Raw genomic sequence first — 18955 nt, forward strand, 5'->3', positions numbered from 1 at the left:
GATCTAAAACCAAAATTAGGTCAGCATTACGTATGGTAGAAAGGCGATGAGCAATTATCAGGGTTGTGCGCCCTTTGATAATTGTGTTCAGATTGCTTTGAATAATACGCTCGGATTCTGAGTCGAGGTGACTGGTGGCTTCATCTAATAGTAGTAAGCGGGGATTTCCTAACAAAGCGCGAGCAATTGCTAGTCGTTGGCGTTGTCCACCAGATAGCAATCCGCCTCCTTCACCAATTTGGGTTTCGTAACCCATTGGCAGTTGCTGAATAAATTCCTCTGCTCCAGCCAGTCGCGCCGCTTCCATAATTTCTTCTAGGGTGGCTTCTGGGTGAGCAATGCTACTGTTTTCCCGAATCGTAGTGCCAAACAAAAAAGTATCTTGATCCACAACACCAATTTGGGAACGGAGCGACCTTAAAGCAATATTTGTCACATCATAACCGTCGATTAACACTTTGCCCTCTGTCGGCTGATAAAGACCCAAAATCAACTTGAAGAGTGTCGTTTTACCAGAACCGCTACGCCCTACAACCGCCACAGTTTGCTCCGATTGCACTTCAAAACTGAGATTTTCTAGCACGTTACTATCATTTTCAGGATGATAACGAAAGGTGACATTTTCAAAGCGAATATGACCGCGTAATGTTGGTAAAAACTGACGGGGCGACAAGTGTAAATCTTCTTCTGGCTCGGCTTCTAACACATCATTAATTCGTTCAGCGGAAATGAACACTTCCTGCAATTGATTCCATAGTACGGATAGCCGTTGGAATGGGTTAATGACATTGCCTAACAACATATTGAAAGCAATTAATTGCCCAATCGTGAGTTGGTTCTGAATCACCTGCCATGCCCCAAACCACAGTAATACAGTGTTTGCTACCGTTCTAATTGTGGCACTTATGACTTGCAATTGATTACCAACGACCTGTCCGGAAAAGCCTTTTTTAATCGATTGATGCAAGCGTTCTTCCCATTGCCAGCGTACCGTTTGCTCAACTGCCATTGACCTAATTGTGCGAATGCCTGTAAGAGCTTCAATGAGATAACGGCTCTCAGCGTTCATGGTATTAAATATTTCTCTGGAAATACGTTGCAAAAAAGGCGTTGCAATTAGGGTTAATAACACCATTGGCGGCACAATGACCAGTACTAGCAATGCTAATTTCCAGCTGTACCAGAACATCATTCCCACATAGATAAACACTGTTAGCAAATCCAGAAAGATTGATAGTGCCTCACCCGTTAAAAAGCGCTGAATTTTGTGATTTTCTTGCAGGCGAGAAACGATGTCGCCGACATAACGAGACTCGAAAAACGATAGCGGCAGTCGGAAAGTATGTTTAATAAAACCTACAATCATCGACAGACTGACTTTGTTTGCTGTGTGATCCAGCAAATATTGCCGCAGTCCGTTCATAGCCACTCCAAACAGCCCAAAAATGAGCAAGCCTAACCCTACGGCGTTTAAAGTTAAGGTACTGCCCTGGACAATGACTTTATCTAATAGCAACTGGGTGAATAAGGGCGTTATCAGTCCAAACACCTGAATTAGCACAGAAGCGATGAACACTTCTAGCAGGACTACCCAGTGCGGTTTGACTAACTCAAAAAACTGCCAAAATCCTGTATTTGCTTCCTCGGTTTCTTTTAGCAGAGCTGTGGGTTGCAATAACAATGCATAACCAGTCCAATTGGCTTTGAATTCAGCTATTGTGAAAGTGCGTTGACCGATCGCCGGGTCACCAACAATCACCCGCCGTTTTGTGATTTCATAAACGACGATGTAGTGTTTGCCTTCCCAGTGAGCGATCGCAGGCAAGGGTTGTTGTGCCAATTTATCCAAACTAGCTTTTACAGGTCGGGTAGAAAAGCCAATGCTTTCTGCTGCTGCTGCTAAACTCCGCAGTGATGCTCCACTGCGGCTTGTGTTCGCTAAATCCCGCACTCGATTTATACTAAAGCGCTTGCCCCAATAGCGAGCAATCATAACTAAGCAAGCCGCAGCACAGTCAGAAGCGCTTTGTTGTTGAAATAATGGATACCGCTTGGTTAAACGACCCCACACCTGACCAATGGTTACAGTTGGGCTAGGAAAATAAACGCGTCGAGAGTGACGGGAGGAAGAATGTGGATGCTGGGAAGAGGATACATAGACGCGTGGACGCTCTAATGTAGGGAATGTAAATGAATAACTCCCCAGATCAAAACGTCTTCCCCTCCCCGCGTCTTTCCCTTCTGTGTCTTCTTCATCTCCTAAGTCAGAATCATTACCAGAGTCTTTTGTAATTAAGTCTGGTAATTGTGGTAAATAATCTAGTGCTATTTGCCAATCAGAATTTTTGAGACTGTAAACTATTGTTGGTTGAATAGCTTGCCAACCACCCTCTCTTGCATTGCGATGTGCCGGAGCATAAATTGTGCCAGGAGTGAGGGTGCTACCATTAGAATGCAGCAGTTCTCCGCGACGCAGCAGCCACAGTTTGTTGTCTTGTGTAAGTTTTGCTGGTAAAAAGCCAATCTCTAGATTGTGCCGTTGCAACAGGGATAATACTTTCAGCATCCCCTCCGTAGAAGCCATGCGGGAAGGTTGCGAGTTGTGGCTGTATAACAGCAGCAAATCCCATACTTCTGCACGGGCGAACAGGCGATCGCAAATATCCGGATATTTGCCCATTAAGTTTTGCAACTTTTCGTTGCTGAGATAGCAAAGCTTTAAATCTGTAGAAGCTCTGGCATTGTAAGGCTGAAATTCCTCTTCGGGAAACAGAGTCATTTCACCAAATGAACCTCCAGTTGAAAAAGTAGCAATTAAGTTATTGGAGGTATCCAGCAGTCTGACTTTACCCGTTAAAACTATATAAATTCCGGGGTTTGCGTCTAATGCTCGCCAGAACAGCTTTGCTATTTGTGGTTTCTGGATTTCTACTGCTCTAGTGCAGTCTGCTAGCTCCGTGTCTGGAAGGCTTTCACCCAAAGTTTGGGTGAGTTGTGCAACTAGCTGTTGATACGAAAATTCTCTTGGCATACACTCACCTGTACAACACAATTAGCGATCGGTCTTCATAAAATTGAGTGACCATTGCAAACTAGACTCACTAGGCAATAATTGCAGGTCACCAATCGTAATCCCAGAATCTTTGGTATCGTCAGTTTCTTGTTTGGAGCGATCGTGTCTTTGTTTTGTAGATAGCCCCATTTGTTTGAGCAGGCGATTTATGTGGCGTTCGGTAATTTCAATCCCAAATTCACTTGCTAAATGTTTGCTTAACCATTGGGCTGTCCAGCATTGAAATGGATAGCCGTACTCACGAGGGCTATGGCTCACCAATTCTTTCAAGCGATCGAGATATTGCTCGTTAACACTCTTCGGTCTGCCTATGGGTTGGTCCTGCCATTTGTGAGCTAAACCAGCTTTTGCTACACCAATCCAGTACCGCGCCATATGGTAGGAACAATCTAATATTTTACAGATTTGGGTTTGAGATTTACCCCGATCTGCCAGCAACATAACTTCGATACGACGACGGTATTCTGGTTGTAAATGCGTTTGCAAAGCCTTCAGCAGAACTTTCCGCTGAAAAGGCGTTAAAAACTTGCCGTTATTAACGTTGTAGCTTTCAAAATCTTGAAATTGATTAGCGTCGTGTGTCATAACTATTACCGATTGCACCCAATTGCAAAATGTAGGGGTTCATACCAATGCAATTCGGATAAGACCATAGGTTTCATCCGTGTAGCTAAGCCATCCGTGGAAAAATCCTAGAAAATTCCTCAGAGGCTTTCTTGGCACGCAGTAGTTTGTGAAATCCCCAATGAGAAAATTTCACAAACACATATTTAATATGCCCTAAAAGGCTAATTAAATAGTTAGGTGATATTCAACTAATTTTCTAATGTTTCCGACTTTATTAATGTTCTACTTTTGAACATACAAACCAGGGTGTAATACAGCTTAATTAAAGTCCAATTACTGTGCTGAGGCTCTCTCAATTCCTCAATTGTATGATGAAAATTGTGTGAGAATTTTCACCATTATAGTAAAAGCTTCTAAGCTGGCACAGATTTAATTTTTAAGTGTAATTCCTTACAATTTCTAAATTACTCTTCCTTAAGTTAGATTTATAATAATCTTTGATTTAATTAACGCTAATCGTCGTTTTAACCTATTAAAACCTTATTTTGACGAGCAATTAAGTATAATGTTACTTAAAGGAAACAGTGGCAAGCTTTTACTTTAATTAATTGCGGCTTCTTGATACTTTCAACAGTATCTAGTAGTTTATGTGAAGAAAACTGCTGTAACTTTGACAGAATTCTCAATTAGTAAGTATAATTATTTACAATGCCCTCAATAGACAAACGGCTTACTTTTAGTAACCAGGCGATAACTCGACTCACCGCATTGCTTAAACTTTTATCGGGGTCAAGCACTTGCGATATCCATGCCCGCAACGTCACAATTGGCGTGTAGACTGTTTGGCGATAGGCGACCCCTTCCTGTTCCAAAATTTGTTGGAGCACCTCTTTTGGTAACACCTGCTCCAACGCCAGTCCTAGACTGTCCTGGAACTTTTGCTTGAGTATTTCGGCACGATTCGGCATAGTAGGGAGATAGTTAAATGCGGTCTCCAAAGCTCTGATTCTCTCATATCAGCTCTTGGAGCCTTTTTTTATCCCCTTATGAGAGTGCCATTCGTTCTATGAATAATTTCATTGGCAAATGACTATGATTTCCTCAGAAAGCCCTTAGGTTCTTTTCCTAAGGTGTAGAAGTATCTATATTCAAGCAGTGTGGAATTGTTTCAGCAACTCATCCAGCTACTTGGTGGATGCTCAGTAACAAGATCCTTCTTTTTTAGATGTAACAAAAAACTGTTGCATTTAACACATGAGGGATTAGCGTACAAATAAAATTCTAGGTTAAAGGGAGTAGATGAATGATTCATGCCAGCAGTTTGATTGGATACAAGCAAGTAATTGGTTTCTTTTCTCGTCGTGATTATCTAGAGAACGCAATCAAGGAACTGAGGCAAGCAAGCTTTTCTATAGGACAACTTTCTCTGGTTACTCAGAGCATTGCACGAGATGGAACATTTGCCAGCCTGGAGATTTTTGATTATTTAGATAATAAACTGCTCCACTTCCCAACTCACCGAATTAACTTTTTGCAAAACCGAGTTGAACAGGGAGATTATCTGCTTATTGTCCGAGGTACACCAGCTGAAATTCGACGAGCAACACATCTCTTGAGTTGCTGCGGTATTCAAGAGATGAGCATTGACTTTATATCAAAATGAACTCAGCAAAACTAATTTGCAAACCTGTGTTTAACACCCTACAAAAACACATCAGCCCAAGATGGTTGATGGTTATGATATTTCCAATCCTCATTCTAAATGCTTGGCTAGCGATCAAAACGCTCCAGTACTTTCAACCTCTGGTGGCGATCGCTCCCCGGCTACTCGGTCGCTTTACAGGACTAAGACCAACTTGGATTTTAATTGCGCTATTTATTGGCACAAAACTATTTGGATGGTTAGGACTCGTTGTTTCAGTTCCCTTGGCTGGTTTTAGACACCCTGCACGAACTTCGGAACGCTTCTGTGGATACCGTTATTGGCTTAAAAGCACCTGCAACATCAGATCATTCACCTCTGGAAAAACAACAAGTGCAGCAACTCTGAAGGAAAAACAAGTTTGATGAGTAATGCTTCAAATACCTAAAACTGCTCGAAAGAAGAAAATCATAGCGAGCTTGATGAGTCGCAACCGTCAAAAGATTAGTACGCAAGAGCGCATCAAACAATTAGACCAGCTGCTCGACTGGTATGATGACCTGACTCTTGCGGACACAAAAACTGCACAAACTATCCGTAAAACCTTTTTGCTGACACTGGAATACGCACCAGAAATCATTCGGAAAGAGCGGTTTTCCCAATTTTTGGCCGATCGCATTGAATCAGAAGATTTTGCGGAGTTAGAGTGGGAAACGCCGGAAGCAGTGATCGATTATTGTGAATTGCTTTACAGCGTTCGCTTTCACAGCGATTCAATGGCAAAGCATGTCCATTGTCTAGAACAAATCCTGTTGCGTTACGCATTGCAGCAGTATGAGCGGCGAGGGGCACACGAGAAGATGTTTCGGCTGTTAAAGTTAGCACCCACGTCTCCATCGATGACCGATGCAGAACTCTGTCGGCTTAAAAACCGCACTTACCTTTATGAAATGCGACGAGTCAATCAAAATCGCCGCTGTCTCTACATTTATCTCGTCTTCCAAATTGTACTGATTGGGGTTGTCTTTCCCCTTCTATTTATTCATGCTGAAAATGAAGCACTTCAACAACACATTGGGCGATCGGCTCAGTCTATATTTCAGAGCCAGCCACAACAATTCCTCTCGTACCTCGATGGGTTATATTGGGCGGTCATTACAGCCGTGGCAATCGGGTATGGTGACATCACACCTGTAACCGGGCTAGGAAAGCTTCTTGCAGGAATATTGGGTGTTTTAGGTGTACTCACCATCGGCGTTATTGCAGGACTGATTCTAAATTGGTTATCTGAACGCCGCCTCGATTGAGGCGGCGGCTAACTTACTTATAAGTCAGTAATTGTTGTTTATTTGGTCAAAACACTGTAGTAATCACGTCTTTTGGAGAACAAGTACTAAATATGCCGTCACTACATCGGTATCCTGATGCAACGTGAGCGCACGATAAAGGGGTGCCGCACGACGCACAGCGTCCTTAGTAGCCCAGTTTTCCCTGTCCTTCGCCCACAGAAAGATGGGCGATCAAACTGGTGTTAAGAATAAACAATGGGGGTTGTGTCGTACTTGTGACACAACCCTATTTACTAAGTGCCTAGCTCCCAATTCAAAGCAGATGCGATCGCCCGGTGCAATGTCAAAGGGTCAAAGGGTTTGGCTATGATTCCTTTAACTCCTAGTGTTTCATAATGATGGGGTTTGAGTAATCCAGCCTGTGCAGTCAAAAACACCACAGGTATAAACTGCATTTCCGGCTTAGCCCACAGTGCATCCAGAAACATATAGCCATCCATTTTTGGCATCATAATGTCCAGCAGGATCGCATCTGGTTGTTCAGCGATCGCCTTGAGTAACCCTTCTTCTGCCGATGTTGCAGTAATGACAGTCCATTGGGCTAATTTTTCCAAGCAGGTTTGCACTACCCGTTGCACATCGGGTTCGTCGTCAATTAACAAAATGCGCTTTGATGCAGAGGTCACCATCATCTTCTGTAACAACACTGTACCGCCTCTCATAAAAGAAAAGACTATAAACCATTGAAGTAACTACCTATGAAAGATCAATAATTTAAGGAAATTGTGAGGCGATTCTGAGCGATTAGCCAATAAATTTAGGCATGGTAGTAAAATCAGTTTTTCATTATCTGCTTTGATTACTGAATTTACCTAAAATTGCCCGTACAAGCCGTCCTTTGTGCTTGCGAACGGTTGGAAGGTCTAAAGACGCGGCAACAGTACGCAAGAAAATTTCTCTTTGCGGTGCGTCTAGTGCTTGTAGCAAGCGATCGCAAAACCTTCCCTCTTTTTTCTCCCTGTCTCATCATTATCTGTTAAGAACACTTGTACGGATTGCCCCAAATCTTCCTTGAGCCGATCCAAGATTACCTTTAAATCCAATTCTCGCCAGCTACTACCTTTGGCTGAGATTGCTGCTAGCCCTACACTTCGGGCAATTTCCACGTTTTTTTCACCTTCCAGCCACAGAATAGCTGGAGTACCCTCAACTGCTTTAGCAGATGACGGCAGCGCCTGCGAGTATCCCCACATAGAGGACAGGGATTAACAAGGTTGGTGCGGATCAACTTGCTCACCGCGCACCCCCACGTCACCAGTTGTATTCGTCTTTGGTTAACAAAGCATTCCTATGCAGCACGAAAATCCCCAGCCAATTCATTTTTAGATAAAATGTTAAATTCAATTTTGCGCTGGTCAATCATCTCTTCAAGCTGACCAGTTTCTAGAAATGCTAGATACCGCTCCTCCTCCAGTGTCAAATGAGGAAAATTTAGCATTTCAGTGAGTGCAACTCGCACCGGGTAAATCGATTTGAACTTTTGCAACAACTGAAATATTCTTTCTCTCTCTTGCGTCGAGGGTTCCTCCTGTAATATGGCATCAACGTTTTGAGGTCTGAGACTGATAGTCTCCAAATCGTTAGTTTTAAAATTCCGAAAACCGAACTCAATAAACTCGTTAGTAATTTTGAGCACTCTACCAAACCTTCCCAAACCCGATCGCTGTTCCTTCTGAAATTGGTATATTTGCCCAACTTCAACCCCCCTAAAAGGATTGCGAAATCCTTGACGAACTAAACCCAAACCGTCTCGAATCGTCGAAACCTCACCACTTTCAATGACCTTCAACACTTCACCCCGACGCTCGTCGCAAATAAACTTATACGCTGCATCAATGCTACGGTTGAATTCTTTTTGTAATGCTGAAGCTGAACGTAATTTGCTTATAGCTGTTAGTTGAGAGATAAACTCAAATACTTTTTTGCCCTTAGAATAGCTTCCAGTACTGATTTGCAAATTCTCAGCAACAATAGCCCGTACATTTATCCGCTCTGCTTCTTGGTAATTATTTTCATCATCTGCTTTTGTCAAATTTGACAAAAGCAGAGCCTGACGGGCATAACTTGCACCTTCAATTTGACGAGCCTTTGCTTGGGGACGCAGTACGGACTCAAAATATTGACCCTCAACAAACTTTTGAAAATGAGTTTTTTCCTCACGGTGAAGATTCAACGCGAACAATATATCAATCTCCTCTTCTGAGGAAGCATAATCCCCAATCGTGACTGGAACTGTGGGTAAACCAAGCAACAGGGCTATCTGCAACCGACACTTACCAGAAAGTACAACTTTTACAAGATTTCGTGTTGAAACCTCAAGAGGTGTAATAATTCCCTCTTTCTTAATACTCTCTTCCAATTTAGGCCGATTTTCATTTTCGCCATAAATTTCTATAAGCTTCTGATGAACAACCAACTCACTTGGAGGGATATGTAAAATTTGTCGATTATCTAGACAACGCATAATTTTTGCACAAGCATACTTAAAGACAAATCTTGAGTACAAATGAACTTCTGCTTTAGAGCGCAACTTAATGTATCAAATGCTCAAAGTGGCTACTGCCAAGCATTTGATAATTGAAGTCAAACGAAAAGCTTAAGAATCGCAAGAAAGTATTAAGTTTGTTCAAAAAATAATCTGCTTGTTACGCAAATACCGTAAAAATCAACAAACTTTTGTAAAGGTGTATGTAGATCGATTCCGAACTGGCTGAGTATACTTGGACGATTTGCTAAGTACCAACAGGGGGGTAGAAAGCAGCTATTAAAGAGAGAGCGTACACAAGTAGGTAAATTCATGATATTATTGGAGCAGTTTGATTTGTATGCCAAAAAATTGTCCAGCCTGCTCGGAACAGGTTGGGTTGTTTGGTAGCTTGAGGGCTTGCTAGTGCAAGCTCTTGAGTATACAAAGTGGTAAACATTTTCACAAAGTATATCATGATTCTAATTTTTTGGCAAAAGTTTGAAAAAAAATGGAGTAGGTAAGATAATGCCTCTTCCCAAAGTAGCAGTAGTAATAACAGATATAGAGAGAGAGGCGCTTATACACATAGCAGCCACAGGAAACGGACATATTAGCACTAAAGCCAAAGTCTTGTTAAAAGTGGAAGCAGGAGAAACGACTACAGCAATAAGCAAGGAATTAGAAGTCAGTCTTGGCTCAATAGTAGGATGGAAAAAGAAGTGGAGTTCAAGTACCATAAAAGCAGAAACTTGGGAAGAGGCACTTGACAAAGTTGAAAAAATTCTGGGGACGGGTACGGGGAGACCCAGAAAGTGCAAAGAGGCTGAAGTTGCTAAAATTATTGAAATTAGTAAGTGGAACGAGAGAAGTTGTCGCTCGCGACATGCCAAAAACGAGCTAATTGCTTCCGAAGCAGTACGTAAAGGAATCGTTTCAGGTATATCGCCAAGAAGCATAGGGCGCTTGCTGGAACAGTATGAAAGGGGAACGGCATCTTTAAGGTAGCAAATAACACTTGCCTTTAATGAGACTTGAGGCGTAGAGCAATGCCATCTGTCCAACATTAAAACCTCTAAAATCAAAACCAGGGTCTGTTAATTCCAGCGAGAGTGCATATTTCCAATCAATTCGACCACGAGCTGCATCGGCGGCTTGTCTGTCACTCATGTCATTAAGGTATTGCAGTACGCATACCAGGGCTAATCGCCAAGGACTTTTAGCTGGCTGTCCTTGCGTAGAAAATAACGCTTCAAAGTCTTGGTCACAAAAAATGGTGCCGACTTCATCTCGCATTTTTATACACAGGCTGCCTTTAGGAAAGGCTGAATGAGCTATGCGTGCTGTTGCTTCTGGAATTGGGTCGATATCAGTCGGTTGAATCATGTGGCTCCTCTACCAGTCGCTACCCTAAATTATGATTTGATAGACGAACATTTCAACATCCTCCCACACCCACAATTCCACCTCCTCGCAACGCTGCAAGCAACGTTCTTTTCAGATGTCAAACACTTAAATTTCCTGGACGTAAGAAGTATTGAGAAATATTTCGCCAACAGCATCCATTGCTACTCGTGCGCCTTTTCTATCAATATACTCTGCTTTTGTCAAATTTGACAAAAGCAGATAATGCAAATAATTCTTAAGAAATGGGGCGGATAAATGTACGAGCTATTGTTTCTGAACAATCAAAACTCAGCGCTGAAAGCTATTTTAAAGGCAAAAAAGTATTTGAGTTTATTTCTCAATTAAGAGAAGACGGCAGATTGCAAGTTTTAGCTGACTAATACCTTTAAATTACTTAGCACGACAGCTGCGAAAAACATTGTGCTACTCCAAATCAATGAATATGCTGAAATATTCACTTAGATTATTACTTCATTATTTAAGGTATTGGGAAATACCAGTATTAAATTGATTCATCGCGCATTTATGCAACGCCGGATTTTAGTACCTTAATAGAATTGGCAATATAGGTCGTGCATCAAGAATTTTCCCTCTCATCTGACTATCAAACGTTAGCTCTAGCAGTGGGGATGTCCCTCTTTCGATATCAATAATCCCATGCAAACACAGTAGGGAAATCGCATGACTTAGAGATCCGTTGTCAGTAACTGTCACTTTAACTCCTGTGAGCTTGTTTACACCCAAAGAATGTGAGAGCAACTGCTGATGTGCTGACAACGAACAATCAAGCCAAGCTGTTAGAGCAATGGAGTTAGGAACAACAAAGCAAATAGGCTCTTCTAAGCTGGCAAGATTAGGGACTGCAAAGCGAACAAGCAAATCTGCTGGCATACTTTCAACCCTTCTTTGCCTTAAAGATAAGGGTGATTTGGCTGTTTCAAACTTGGAACGTAAACCGATACCGAAGGGTGATGCTCCGGTATGTTGCCAGTCAAGACGTGCTGAGGTATGGATACCAGTATACGCAGAGTGCTGTTCAAAAGCATATTCGTCTTCTACCCAGATCAGTTCAAGATAAGCATTCTCAAAAAAAATTGTCCTTGAGGCTGTTCCTTGTTCCACACGTTGAACCAGTCGCTCAGAGCAGTGAAGACCAAGTTCTTGAAAAACTGAGTCATTTACAGCACATTTTGTAGTGTAAACAAAAATGTGATCGATTTCTAGTAAGAAATTATCCACGCTTACCTGTAGTGAGGGAGTCAGCATAGCAACTATTTAGGACTTACTTATTGATATAATTTATCTTTTATTGAGGAAGGCAGAGGGCAGCTTTGCTGGAGGCATTCGGGAATACTGGCTCCGCCCTTAGAGAGTGAGCGAATGTTCAACATAATCCGCAAGGAGTCCCACACTCACCTGAAAGGGAGTGTCGGGAGGAATTGCGGGGAGATTTATTCGCATCCCTTGATTAATCTGAACCGCAGGTGAGGGAGGGAGAGGGATAGCGAATAAATCTCCAATCTTTTTGCACTAGAACACAACGCATAGTTTCGTACTCCGCTTTAGTAACTCGACATTTTTAGGATTGAACTGTCCAATTCTTGACCAGTTGTGGTCATAAATTGATACATTTTTTGTTGTTTTCGTATTAGTAAATCCTCCTATCCAGCCAACAATTGTTTGTCCTTTTTGAGTTGTACGAACACAATCACCAGACCTAAACCTAAAGGGTGTAATTGTTCCTCCTTGGCGCTTAAGAATCCCTCCTTTTTGATATTCTTCTTGATGTAGTTTCCTTCTGAACAGTTTTGGACAGGTAATCACAATGAATAGTGCTGGACTGATTTTGCATTCTCCAACCCAATGATGTCCATGTGTCTTAGCAGTATGAAACGGGACGAATCGAACAAAATGATTAGCAGCTAATGCAATAGCATCATTTCCGTGAGTTTCTATTGTCTGTTTAGATTTGTCAGATTTATCTTTGACCAACCCAAACTGCGAGCGCAACTGTTCAGTGCCGCCACTGTCCACATTGACTACTGGAGTAAGTAATGAAGCTTCTTTTCTAAACCATTCTTGCCCAACTGTTACAGGAGAGATACCCCGACCATTTCTCTTAGTATTACCGCCACAATCTTCATCCCTCAAGGTGCAGTAGGGAATAATTTTGGCAGCTTCTCTCAAAATGCGTAATTCCATTTCTCGATTAGCCTTAACCGATGGTGGAATTTTATTGCCTCGTCGATTATTGAATCTTTTCTCTCTATGGTTACGGAGTTTAAACGGCTTGGATCGGTTTATTCTTCTCCCCCTCCGGCTTCTCCTTAGCTCTTGTCTTTTCGCCATTTTCCCAATTACTGACTGACGGTCTTTAGTCTTTTTCTTGGACTTATAAAATCCTGGTAGGACAGCATGAATGACTGCAATTGTTGCCAATTTAGACTGAAAAGCGATTCCCGTGAAACACTTCCCCCTATCTGTTGCCGCCGCAATATCTTGTAATTCGTAACCTGATGGCACTTGAGTTAATTGAACATAGAAAATACCGATTGGTGAACGTTTAGGGACTGCTTTACCAGACTGTATCCACTTTCGCGCTCTAGCAAGTGTTGTAGGCATAAGCGGTTTATTTTCTGGTGAAACAACGGGGACTCTATGTACCTCGCGGTTTTGATTCTCCATCTTGTTTTTTATTAGGGATAACCCAATAAATTGTGTTTGTTAGTACTTGCTAACGTCCCTTAGGGGTTTAAAACCCCACCTTATGGGTTCAGCAGTCGTCTACGGCAGGAAACCCGCCTACAACGAAGCTTTACCGTCACTTGCGGTGCTTACAATTGGTTGGGGTTTAAATCCCCAACAAAAGTGTACATAGCTGCTCTCTGCCCGATAGCATTGCTGCCTTCTTCAATTACCTGCCGTAAGACGAGCAGGGCTATGAGTTGGAGGTTGATAAATAGCTCAGCTTATAGTTGCTATATAAGCATCCCAAAACATTACTATGCGCGATTCTCCCCAAAAATTTTGGCTCTAAAACCTTGCTTGTTTCGTTTGTCATTAGTTCAGTACAGTTACTAATTGTAATTATTCTCATTAAGAATAACACAAAAATGTAGCAAAATATCATCATACTAACACTATTCTTTACCCACATATTTTGAAATGCTTTGGGTGCAGAAAGCGCAAAACTCATTAACCAGCCGGAGTGGGGTCAGGATAGCCTTTATCCCTGCCGCAGCCCACAAGATTATTGGCGCTCGTTTCAGGCTCCCAATCTAGAATCGTCGTGCTGTTAATTATTCTGAATAGTATGGCTGACATCTTGCACCTTCTTTGTGGGAGGAGGTGGTGGGCTTTAGCCCTAACTACGATCGGGATCGGCTTTTTGGGCTTTGATTTTTGCAATAAGGTGATGGTGCAAGATATGAGATGGTTTACTATCCTTTGGTAAACTTATACTCGTAGCCACTTGGGTTGGCATAATTGCTTGATACAAACTTGTTTGATTTGTGAAGCATATCAATCTTTCATTTAACCCGTTTCTTTCACTCGTGAATAATTTTTGCGCTTTCTGCACTAGGGTAGGAAATGCCATACAATAATATTATACGCTCAGAGCATATAATAAAATGTTAAATAAAGATGTTACGTAGCAGCGCTAACGAATTGTGAGCAAGTTGAAAAAACAGAACTTAGTAGTCAGCGGTTTTAACTATGATGCTTTGGGTGACAAACAGCGTAGTGTTGTTCAGCAGCGAACCGGAGAAATTAAAGAGCGTTTGCGGCGCTCGGCACAGGATATATGGGAAATTGGTCAAAAGCTAGCTGATGTGCGATCGCAGCTCAAGCACGGTCAGTTTGAGACGTGGTTGAAAGCTGAATTCGGTTGGAGCCGGCGTACAGCTTACAACTTTATTAATGTTTATGAAGCATTTAGTGAATGTGCAAATCTTGCACAAGTGGATATTGCCACAACTGCTCTCTATTTACTGGCTGCACCATCAACACCACAAGAAGTTCGTCAGCAATTTCTGGAACGAGCCAAAGAAGGTGAAAACATAACTTGCAAAAATCTTCGTCAGGTGATAGAAGAGGAAAAATTACAATCAACTTCTGCTGTTGTTTCGTCTGAGCCACAAAAGCGACTCACTCAAGGACAGGAAAACGCTACTACGATACCAAAGGTAGTGGCTCTTGTCGAAACATCAGTAATAGAGGTGACTGCAGCGAAGACATCCACGACTTCTTCTGTTATTGCCATTGATAATGAACTTCAGCTAGGTTGGTACTTATTGGGAAAGCAGCATCTTTTGTTTTGTGGTGATACAGCCTCACAAGAGTTTATTGAACGTATACCCTTTTGTGCCCTTGCCATTGGCGTTACCTCTGATGACTGGGATCATGATTGGCTAATTGAACGGGCGAATACTGTCATCGTTTTTCCAGAATCGGATCTTAAAGAACAACTAATTGAACAGCTCATCAAGATGTTTTCCAAAGCAGGGGAGGCAATCATTTTTCCCTGGCTGCCAAGTAAGGATATGATACAAATTGCTCATAAGCTGCATAGAAAGATTTTTGCGGGCGATCTTCTTCAGGAGCGTTGTCTTGAGGCGATCGCCCATTCCGAATTAATAGTTGAGCGGTTGAGGATGCCATAGCTGTTGAGCTATCTATCAGGTAACTGATTTCTAGTCAAAACGCTCCATCAAATTCCCCGTGCTGGCTTCATATCATGTCCGGGTAAAGACTTATCATTAAGGCAGAGGGGGAGAGGGGGAGAGGGGGAAACAATCTGTGCAAAAACCGGAAAACCCTCTCCCCCTCTCCCCATCTCCCCATCTCCCCATCTCCCCCTCTCCCCATCTCCCCATCTCCCCATCTCCCCATCTCCCCATCTCCCCTTAGGATTTGGCGATACAGTTCCCAGGGCTGGAAGACCATAGGGTTGGTCAGCAGATTGGGATCGAGCAAGATGTTTGGCGGCTAGGGTGAATTTTGTGCGATCGCTAGTTACCAACGAAACTGGAGTATTAATTATTTGACCTCCTATCCTTTAATGTTTTCAATAGATTTAAGTTTTTGTAAACGCTTTCTTTGTTGAGCTTTACCATCTAAAATTTTTTCAGTGACAATTTCTGTCAAATAAGATGGTTGTTGATTCTTGACTTGATTAAAATAATCTGCTAAAGAGCTTATGGTCGGATATCTGAACAGGTCGAGAATAGAAAAATCCTTTTTAAATACTTCACGTAATTTACTATGAACCTGAACCAGCAGCAATGAATGACCACCGAGTTCAAAAAAGTTATCATGAATTCCTAGGTTCTCGATATAAAGGACTTCTTGCCAAATATCAGCAATAGTCTGCTCTACCTCGGTTTGGGGTGCCTGATAAACCGTTTCTAATTGAGGATATGCTGTATCAGGTGTTGGTAATGCCTTACGGTCAATTTTACCATTAGGTGTGAGTGGTAGTGCCTCTAAGGTAACAAAAGCCGATGGCACCATGTATTTTGGTAGCTTTGATTCCAAAAAGCTACGTAGTTCCGGAATTACTAGTGTTTGCTCTTTTTGCGGAACTACATAGCCAACTATTCGTTGAGAATCTGCTAAATCATCGCATACTACGACTACAGTTTCCCGCACTGCTGGGTGTTGACTGATGATTGCCGCAATTTCTCCTAGTTCGATACGGAAACCGCGTATTTTGACTTGGTAGTCAATACGTCCAATATACTCTATCTCTCCATTGGGCAGATAACGGGCTAAATCCCCAGTTTTGTACAGACGGGAAGCTGACTTATCGCTAAAAGGGTTGGGGATGAATTTTTCTGCTGTCAGTTCGGGGCTGTTTAAATAGCCCCTACCTACTCCCACACCACCAATATACACTTCGCCCGTTACACCAATAGGAACAGGGTTTAAATGCCGATCGAGCAAATAAATCTGGATATTAGCAATCGGATGACCGATAGGAACTGTATTTTGATGGATAGGGCTATTTTCTTGAGTACTGCTTTGTTGCACGCACGCCCAATAGGTGACATCTACGGCGGCTTCAGTCGGACCATAAAGATTGTGTAATTCAGCATCCAAACGATTAAAGAAGCGTTTTTGCAGTTGAACTGGTAGTGCCTCACCACTTGCCATCACCCGTTTAAGACACTTGCAACTTTCTAGATTTTCTGCTTCCAAAAACACTTGTAGCATGGAAGGTACAAAATGTATGGTAGAAATTTGCTGCTGTGTTATCAAATTCACTAAGTAGTTAGTGTCTCGATGTCCTTCTGGTTGAGCTATCACTAAACCTGCACCTATCATCACCGGCCAGAAAAATTCCCAGACTGACACATCGAAACTGAAGGGTGTCTTCTGCAAAACCTTATCTGCTGCTGTTAATTGATAAGTGTCCTGCATCCATACTAAGCGATTGCAAATTCCTTTATGAGTATTCATTGCACCTTTTGGTCTACCCGTAGAGCCAGAGGTGTAGATGACGTAAGCAAGGTTATCAGAGGTGATGTTACTTTCAGGGTTTTTTATGCTCTTTTGGGCGATCGCAAACCAGTTGCTGTCTATACAAACTACTTTAGCCTTGTGAGTTGGTAGAGTCTCAATTAAGTACTGTTGTGTTAACAATACGCTTGGTTGAGAGTTTTCTAACATAAAAGCCAAGCGCTCCAGGGGATAAGTAGGGTCGAGGGGTACATAAGCGCCACCTGCTTTGAGGATGCCCAACAGTCCGATTACCATGTCGAGCGATCGCTCTACACAAATTCCCACCAGTACCTCTGGTTTCACACCTAGCGATCGCAGATAGTGTGCTAGCTGATTGGCTCTGTTATTCAGTTCACAGTACGTCAATTGCACCCGATCGAACACCACTGCCACCGCGTCCGGTGTGCATTCGCATTGTGATTCAAACCAGTGGTGTATGCATTGGTATTGTGGGGCAGCAGTTTTTGTGTTGTTGAATTCAATTAAAAGTTGCTCTCGTTCCCTTGAGCTTAGGATATCGAAAGAAGCGATCGCGAAAGAAGGATTCTTCACAACGCTGGCTAACAAAGTCTCAAATTGACCCGCTAGACGTTGGATATCTTCTACTGCAAAGACGTTAGCATCGTAGTGAAATTCGTAGTTCAGAGATTCATCCCAACGAACACAGCAGAGTTTTACTTTGAATCTGTCAATACAAGTATACTGCTTGGAGATAGAAAAGGAGACATCGTCTACAGAATATTTAGCATCCCGCTCCTCAAACTCGAAACTAATAGGAAAAAATGATAACTCTATTCCACTGCTAACCGATTCAACATTTTGTTCCCAAGTAAAATACTCCTGCCATTCAGAGAGCTTACCGAGCGATTCGTCAACCTGTTTCAACATCTCGTTGAATCGAATATTTTCTGCCAGATGACAATGAAGCGGTAAATATTTCGCAAATAGCCCTAACGCTTCTTCTAATCCCTCATATGTGCGTCCATCACAAGCGATACCAACAATCACGTCTAACTGTCCAGTGATTCGTTGAATCAAAATCTGCCAGCAAGCCAGAAATAGTGTAGAAGTTGAAGTATTATACGTCCGTGCTGTCGCTTCAATATTCAGTGCCAGTTCTGGATTAATTGTCCGGGTTATAAATTTAGGTGTAAACTTCTGCTTTTCGGCAGGTTGACGTTCAAAAGGAAATTTGAAATTAGAAATAGCAGAGATATCTTGTTGACGCCAATACTCTTTTCCTAATTCTGTTTCTTTGGACTCAATTAATTCATTAAAAATTTCGGAAACATCAGCGTACTGTATTGGTTCATCTGATAGAGGTTTACCGTACAAATATGCTGCATATGAATGGCTAATTTCACGCACTAAATTATTGAGTGTTGCTGTATCTGCACAGATGGCAGGCAAACTTAAGAACAGCAGATAATGAGACAATGACAGTTCAACCAAAGTTATATGCAACAGTGGTGTTTGCCTCAAGTCAAAACGCTGATTGCTAATTTCATCAAAAAGCGTTTCCATCTTCGCGTTTTGTTCTTGCGGATTTATACCTTTCAAATTTTGATACTGTAGCGATAGTATGGCGCTATCAGCAATAACCTGACTTGGGAGTATCATTTCAGGCAGACAATGAAATTTGGTGCGAAGGATCTCGTGTCGATTGACTACATCCTGTAGAGCCATCTTTAAATTTGTTGTATTAAGATTTCCCTCAATCTTAATAGCACACTGAGCACGATAGGTTTGGTTACGCTCGGTCTGTTGCAACCACCATAGATGCTTTTGCTGGGGAGAGAGTCGATAACCCTCAACAATTTCCTTTTGCACGTCTCTACCTCGAATACTCTAATTTATTAACAACTCATTTCTAGCATTCGTTTTATTGTTTCATTCATCAATTAAACATACTGATTTTTCTTTGACTTTGATTCTGCAAGCTCTTTTTC

The 18955-nt window shown here is 42.1% G+C and carries 17 protein-coding genes and 2 pseudogenes; 6 read left to right on the top strand and 13 right to left on the bottom strand.

Features of this window, described 5'->3' with window-relative positions; genetic code table 11:
• The 3 genes from ACYRY3_RS22370 to ACYRY3_RS22380 all read right to left on the bottom strand — a co-directional run.
• Positions 1-3031 (bottom strand): peptidase domain-containing ABC transporter (locus ACYRY3_RS22370; protein WP_460203838.1); only part of this gene is annotated, 3031 nt, incomplete at its 3' end.
• Positions 3032-3052: 21 nt separating this feature from the next.
• The gene (locus ACYRY3_RS22375) at positions 3053-3658 is read right to left on the bottom strand and encodes a helix-turn-helix domain-containing protein (RefSeq protein WP_460203839.1); all 606 of its coding nucleotides are present in this window, start codon (positions 3656-3658) and stop codon (positions 3053-3055) included.
• A 668-nt stretch (positions 3659-4326) separates the two neighbouring features.
• Complete coding sequence (locus ACYRY3_RS22380; RefSeq protein WP_460203840.1) at positions 4327-4608, bottom strand: hypothetical protein; 282 nt, start codon at positions 4606-4608, stop codon at positions 4327-4329.
• Between the two features lie 335 nt (positions 4609-4943).
• Here ACYRY3_RS22380 and ACYRY3_RS22385 point away from each other — a divergent pair, with 335 nt between their 5' ends.
• Genes ACYRY3_RS22385 through ACYRY3_RS22395 form a run of 3 tightly spaced genes read left to right on the top strand, consistent with a single transcriptional unit; the run spans position 4944 to position 6589 of the window.
• A complete protein-coding gene (locus ACYRY3_RS22385) occupies positions 4944-5303 on the top strand; it encodes a hypothetical protein (protein WP_460203841.1) in 360 nt (119 codons plus the stop codon).
• Positions 5300-5707, top strand: coding sequence for an AI-2E family transporter (locus tag ACYRY3_RS22390; protein ID WP_460203842.1), 408 nt, complete (start codon positions 5300-5302; stop codon positions 5705-5707). Before ACYRY3_RS22385 ends, ACYRY3_RS22390 begins: the two co-directional genes overlap by 4 nt.
• A 6-nt stretch (positions 5708-5713) precedes the next feature.
• Positions 5714-6589: a potassium channel family protein gene (locus ACYRY3_RS22395; RefSeq protein ID WP_460203843.1), complete on the top strand. Its 876-nt coding sequence runs from the start codon at positions 5714-5716 to the stop codon at positions 6587-6589.
• Between the two features lie 275 nt (positions 6590-6864).
• On the opposite strand, the gene ACYRY3_RS22400 is transcribed toward ACYRY3_RS22395, so the two are convergent.
• From ACYRY3_RS22400 to ACYRY3_RS22410, 3 genes are all read right to left on the bottom strand, one after another.
• Entirely contained in the window at positions 6865-7263 is a 399-nt protein-coding gene (locus ACYRY3_RS22400; protein ID WP_460203844.1) for a response regulator, read from the bottom strand.
• A gap of 279 nt (positions 7264-7542) precedes the next feature.
• Positions 7543-7824: a hypothetical protein gene (locus ACYRY3_RS22405; protein ID WP_460203845.1), complete on the bottom strand. Its 282-nt coding sequence runs from the start codon at positions 7822-7824 to the stop codon at positions 7543-7545.
• Between the two features lie 95 nt (positions 7825-7919).
• The gene (locus ACYRY3_RS22410; protein WP_460203846.1) at positions 7920-9095 is read right to left on the bottom strand and encodes a ParB N-terminal domain-containing protein; all 1176 of its coding nucleotides are present in this window, start codon (positions 9093-9095) and stop codon (positions 7920-7922) included.
• A gap of 528 nt (positions 9096-9623) precedes the next feature.
• On the opposite strand from ACYRY3_RS22410, the gene ACYRY3_RS22415 reads away from it, so the two are divergent.
• The gene (locus tag ACYRY3_RS22415; protein WP_460203847.1) at positions 9624-10103 is read left to right on the top strand and encodes a COG3415 family protein; all 480 of its coding nucleotides are present in this window, start codon (positions 9624-9626) and stop codon (positions 10101-10103) included.
• A gap of 72 nt (positions 10104-10175) precedes the next feature.
• Here the strand turns inward: ACYRY3_RS22415 and ACYRY3_RS22420 are convergent.
• Positions 10176-10481, bottom strand: a pseudogene (locus ACYRY3_RS22420) (transposase); the annotation flags it as partial.
• A 409-nt stretch (positions 10482-10890) separates the two neighbouring features.
• On the opposite strand from ACYRY3_RS22420, the pseudogene ACYRY3_RS22425 reads away from it, so the two are divergent.
• Positions 10891-11013 (top strand): annotated as a pseudogene (locus ACYRY3_RS22425) (IS1 family transposase); the annotation flags it as partial.
• A gap of 29 nt (positions 11014-11042) precedes the next feature.
• On the opposite strand, the gene ACYRY3_RS22430 reads toward ACYRY3_RS22425, so the two are convergent.
• The 4 genes from ACYRY3_RS22430 to ACYRY3_RS22445 all read right to left on the bottom strand — a co-directional run bounded on the left by ACYRY3_RS22430 (position 11043) and on the right by ACYRY3_RS22445 (position 14100).
• Complete coding sequence (locus tag ACYRY3_RS22430) at positions 11043-11768, bottom strand: VOC family protein (protein WP_460203848.1); 726 nt, start codon at positions 11766-11768, stop codon at positions 11043-11045.
• 264 nt (positions 11769-12032) lie between these two features.
• Positions 12033-13187: an RRXRR domain-containing protein gene (locus ACYRY3_RS22435; RefSeq protein WP_460203849.1), complete on the bottom strand. Its 1155-nt coding sequence runs from the start codon at positions 13185-13187 to the stop codon at positions 12033-12035.
• A 510-nt stretch (positions 13188-13697) separates the two neighbouring features.
• Complete coding sequence (locus ACYRY3_RS22440; protein ID WP_460203851.1) at positions 13698-13826, bottom strand: hypothetical protein; 129 nt, start codon at positions 13824-13826, stop codon at positions 13698-13700.
• 40 nt (positions 13827-13866) lie between these two features.
• The gene (locus tag ACYRY3_RS22445) at positions 13867-14100 is read right to left on the bottom strand and encodes a hypothetical protein (RefSeq protein ID WP_460203852.1); all 234 of its coding nucleotides are present in this window, start codon (positions 14098-14100) and stop codon (positions 13867-13869) included.
• A 73-nt stretch (positions 14101-14173) separates the two neighbouring features.
• Between ACYRY3_RS22445 and ACYRY3_RS22450 the strand changes: the two genes are divergently transcribed.
• Positions 14174-15166 carry a DUF3102 domain-containing protein gene (locus ACYRY3_RS22450; RefSeq protein WP_460203853.1) on the top strand — a complete coding sequence of 331 codons (993 nt, stop codon included), beginning with the start codon at positions 14174-14176 and terminating at the stop codon, positions 15164-15166.
• Between the two features lie 47 nt (positions 15167-15213).
• On the opposite strand, the gene ACYRY3_RS22455 is transcribed toward ACYRY3_RS22450, so the two are convergent.
• On the bottom strand, positions 15214-15525 hold the full coding sequence (locus ACYRY3_RS22455; RefSeq protein ID WP_460203854.1) for a hypothetical protein: 312 nt from the start codon (positions 15523-15525) through the stop codon (positions 15214-15216).
• A 29-nt stretch (positions 15526-15554) separates the two neighbouring features.
• On the bottom strand, positions 15555-18836 hold the full coding sequence (locus tag ACYRY3_RS22460) for a non-ribosomal peptide synthetase (RefSeq protein ID WP_460203855.1): 3282 nt from the start codon (positions 18834-18836) through the stop codon (positions 15555-15557).
• Between the last annotated feature and the right edge of the window lie 119 nt (positions 18837-18955).

Source organism: Scytonema sp. NUACC21, assembly GCF_054684315.1.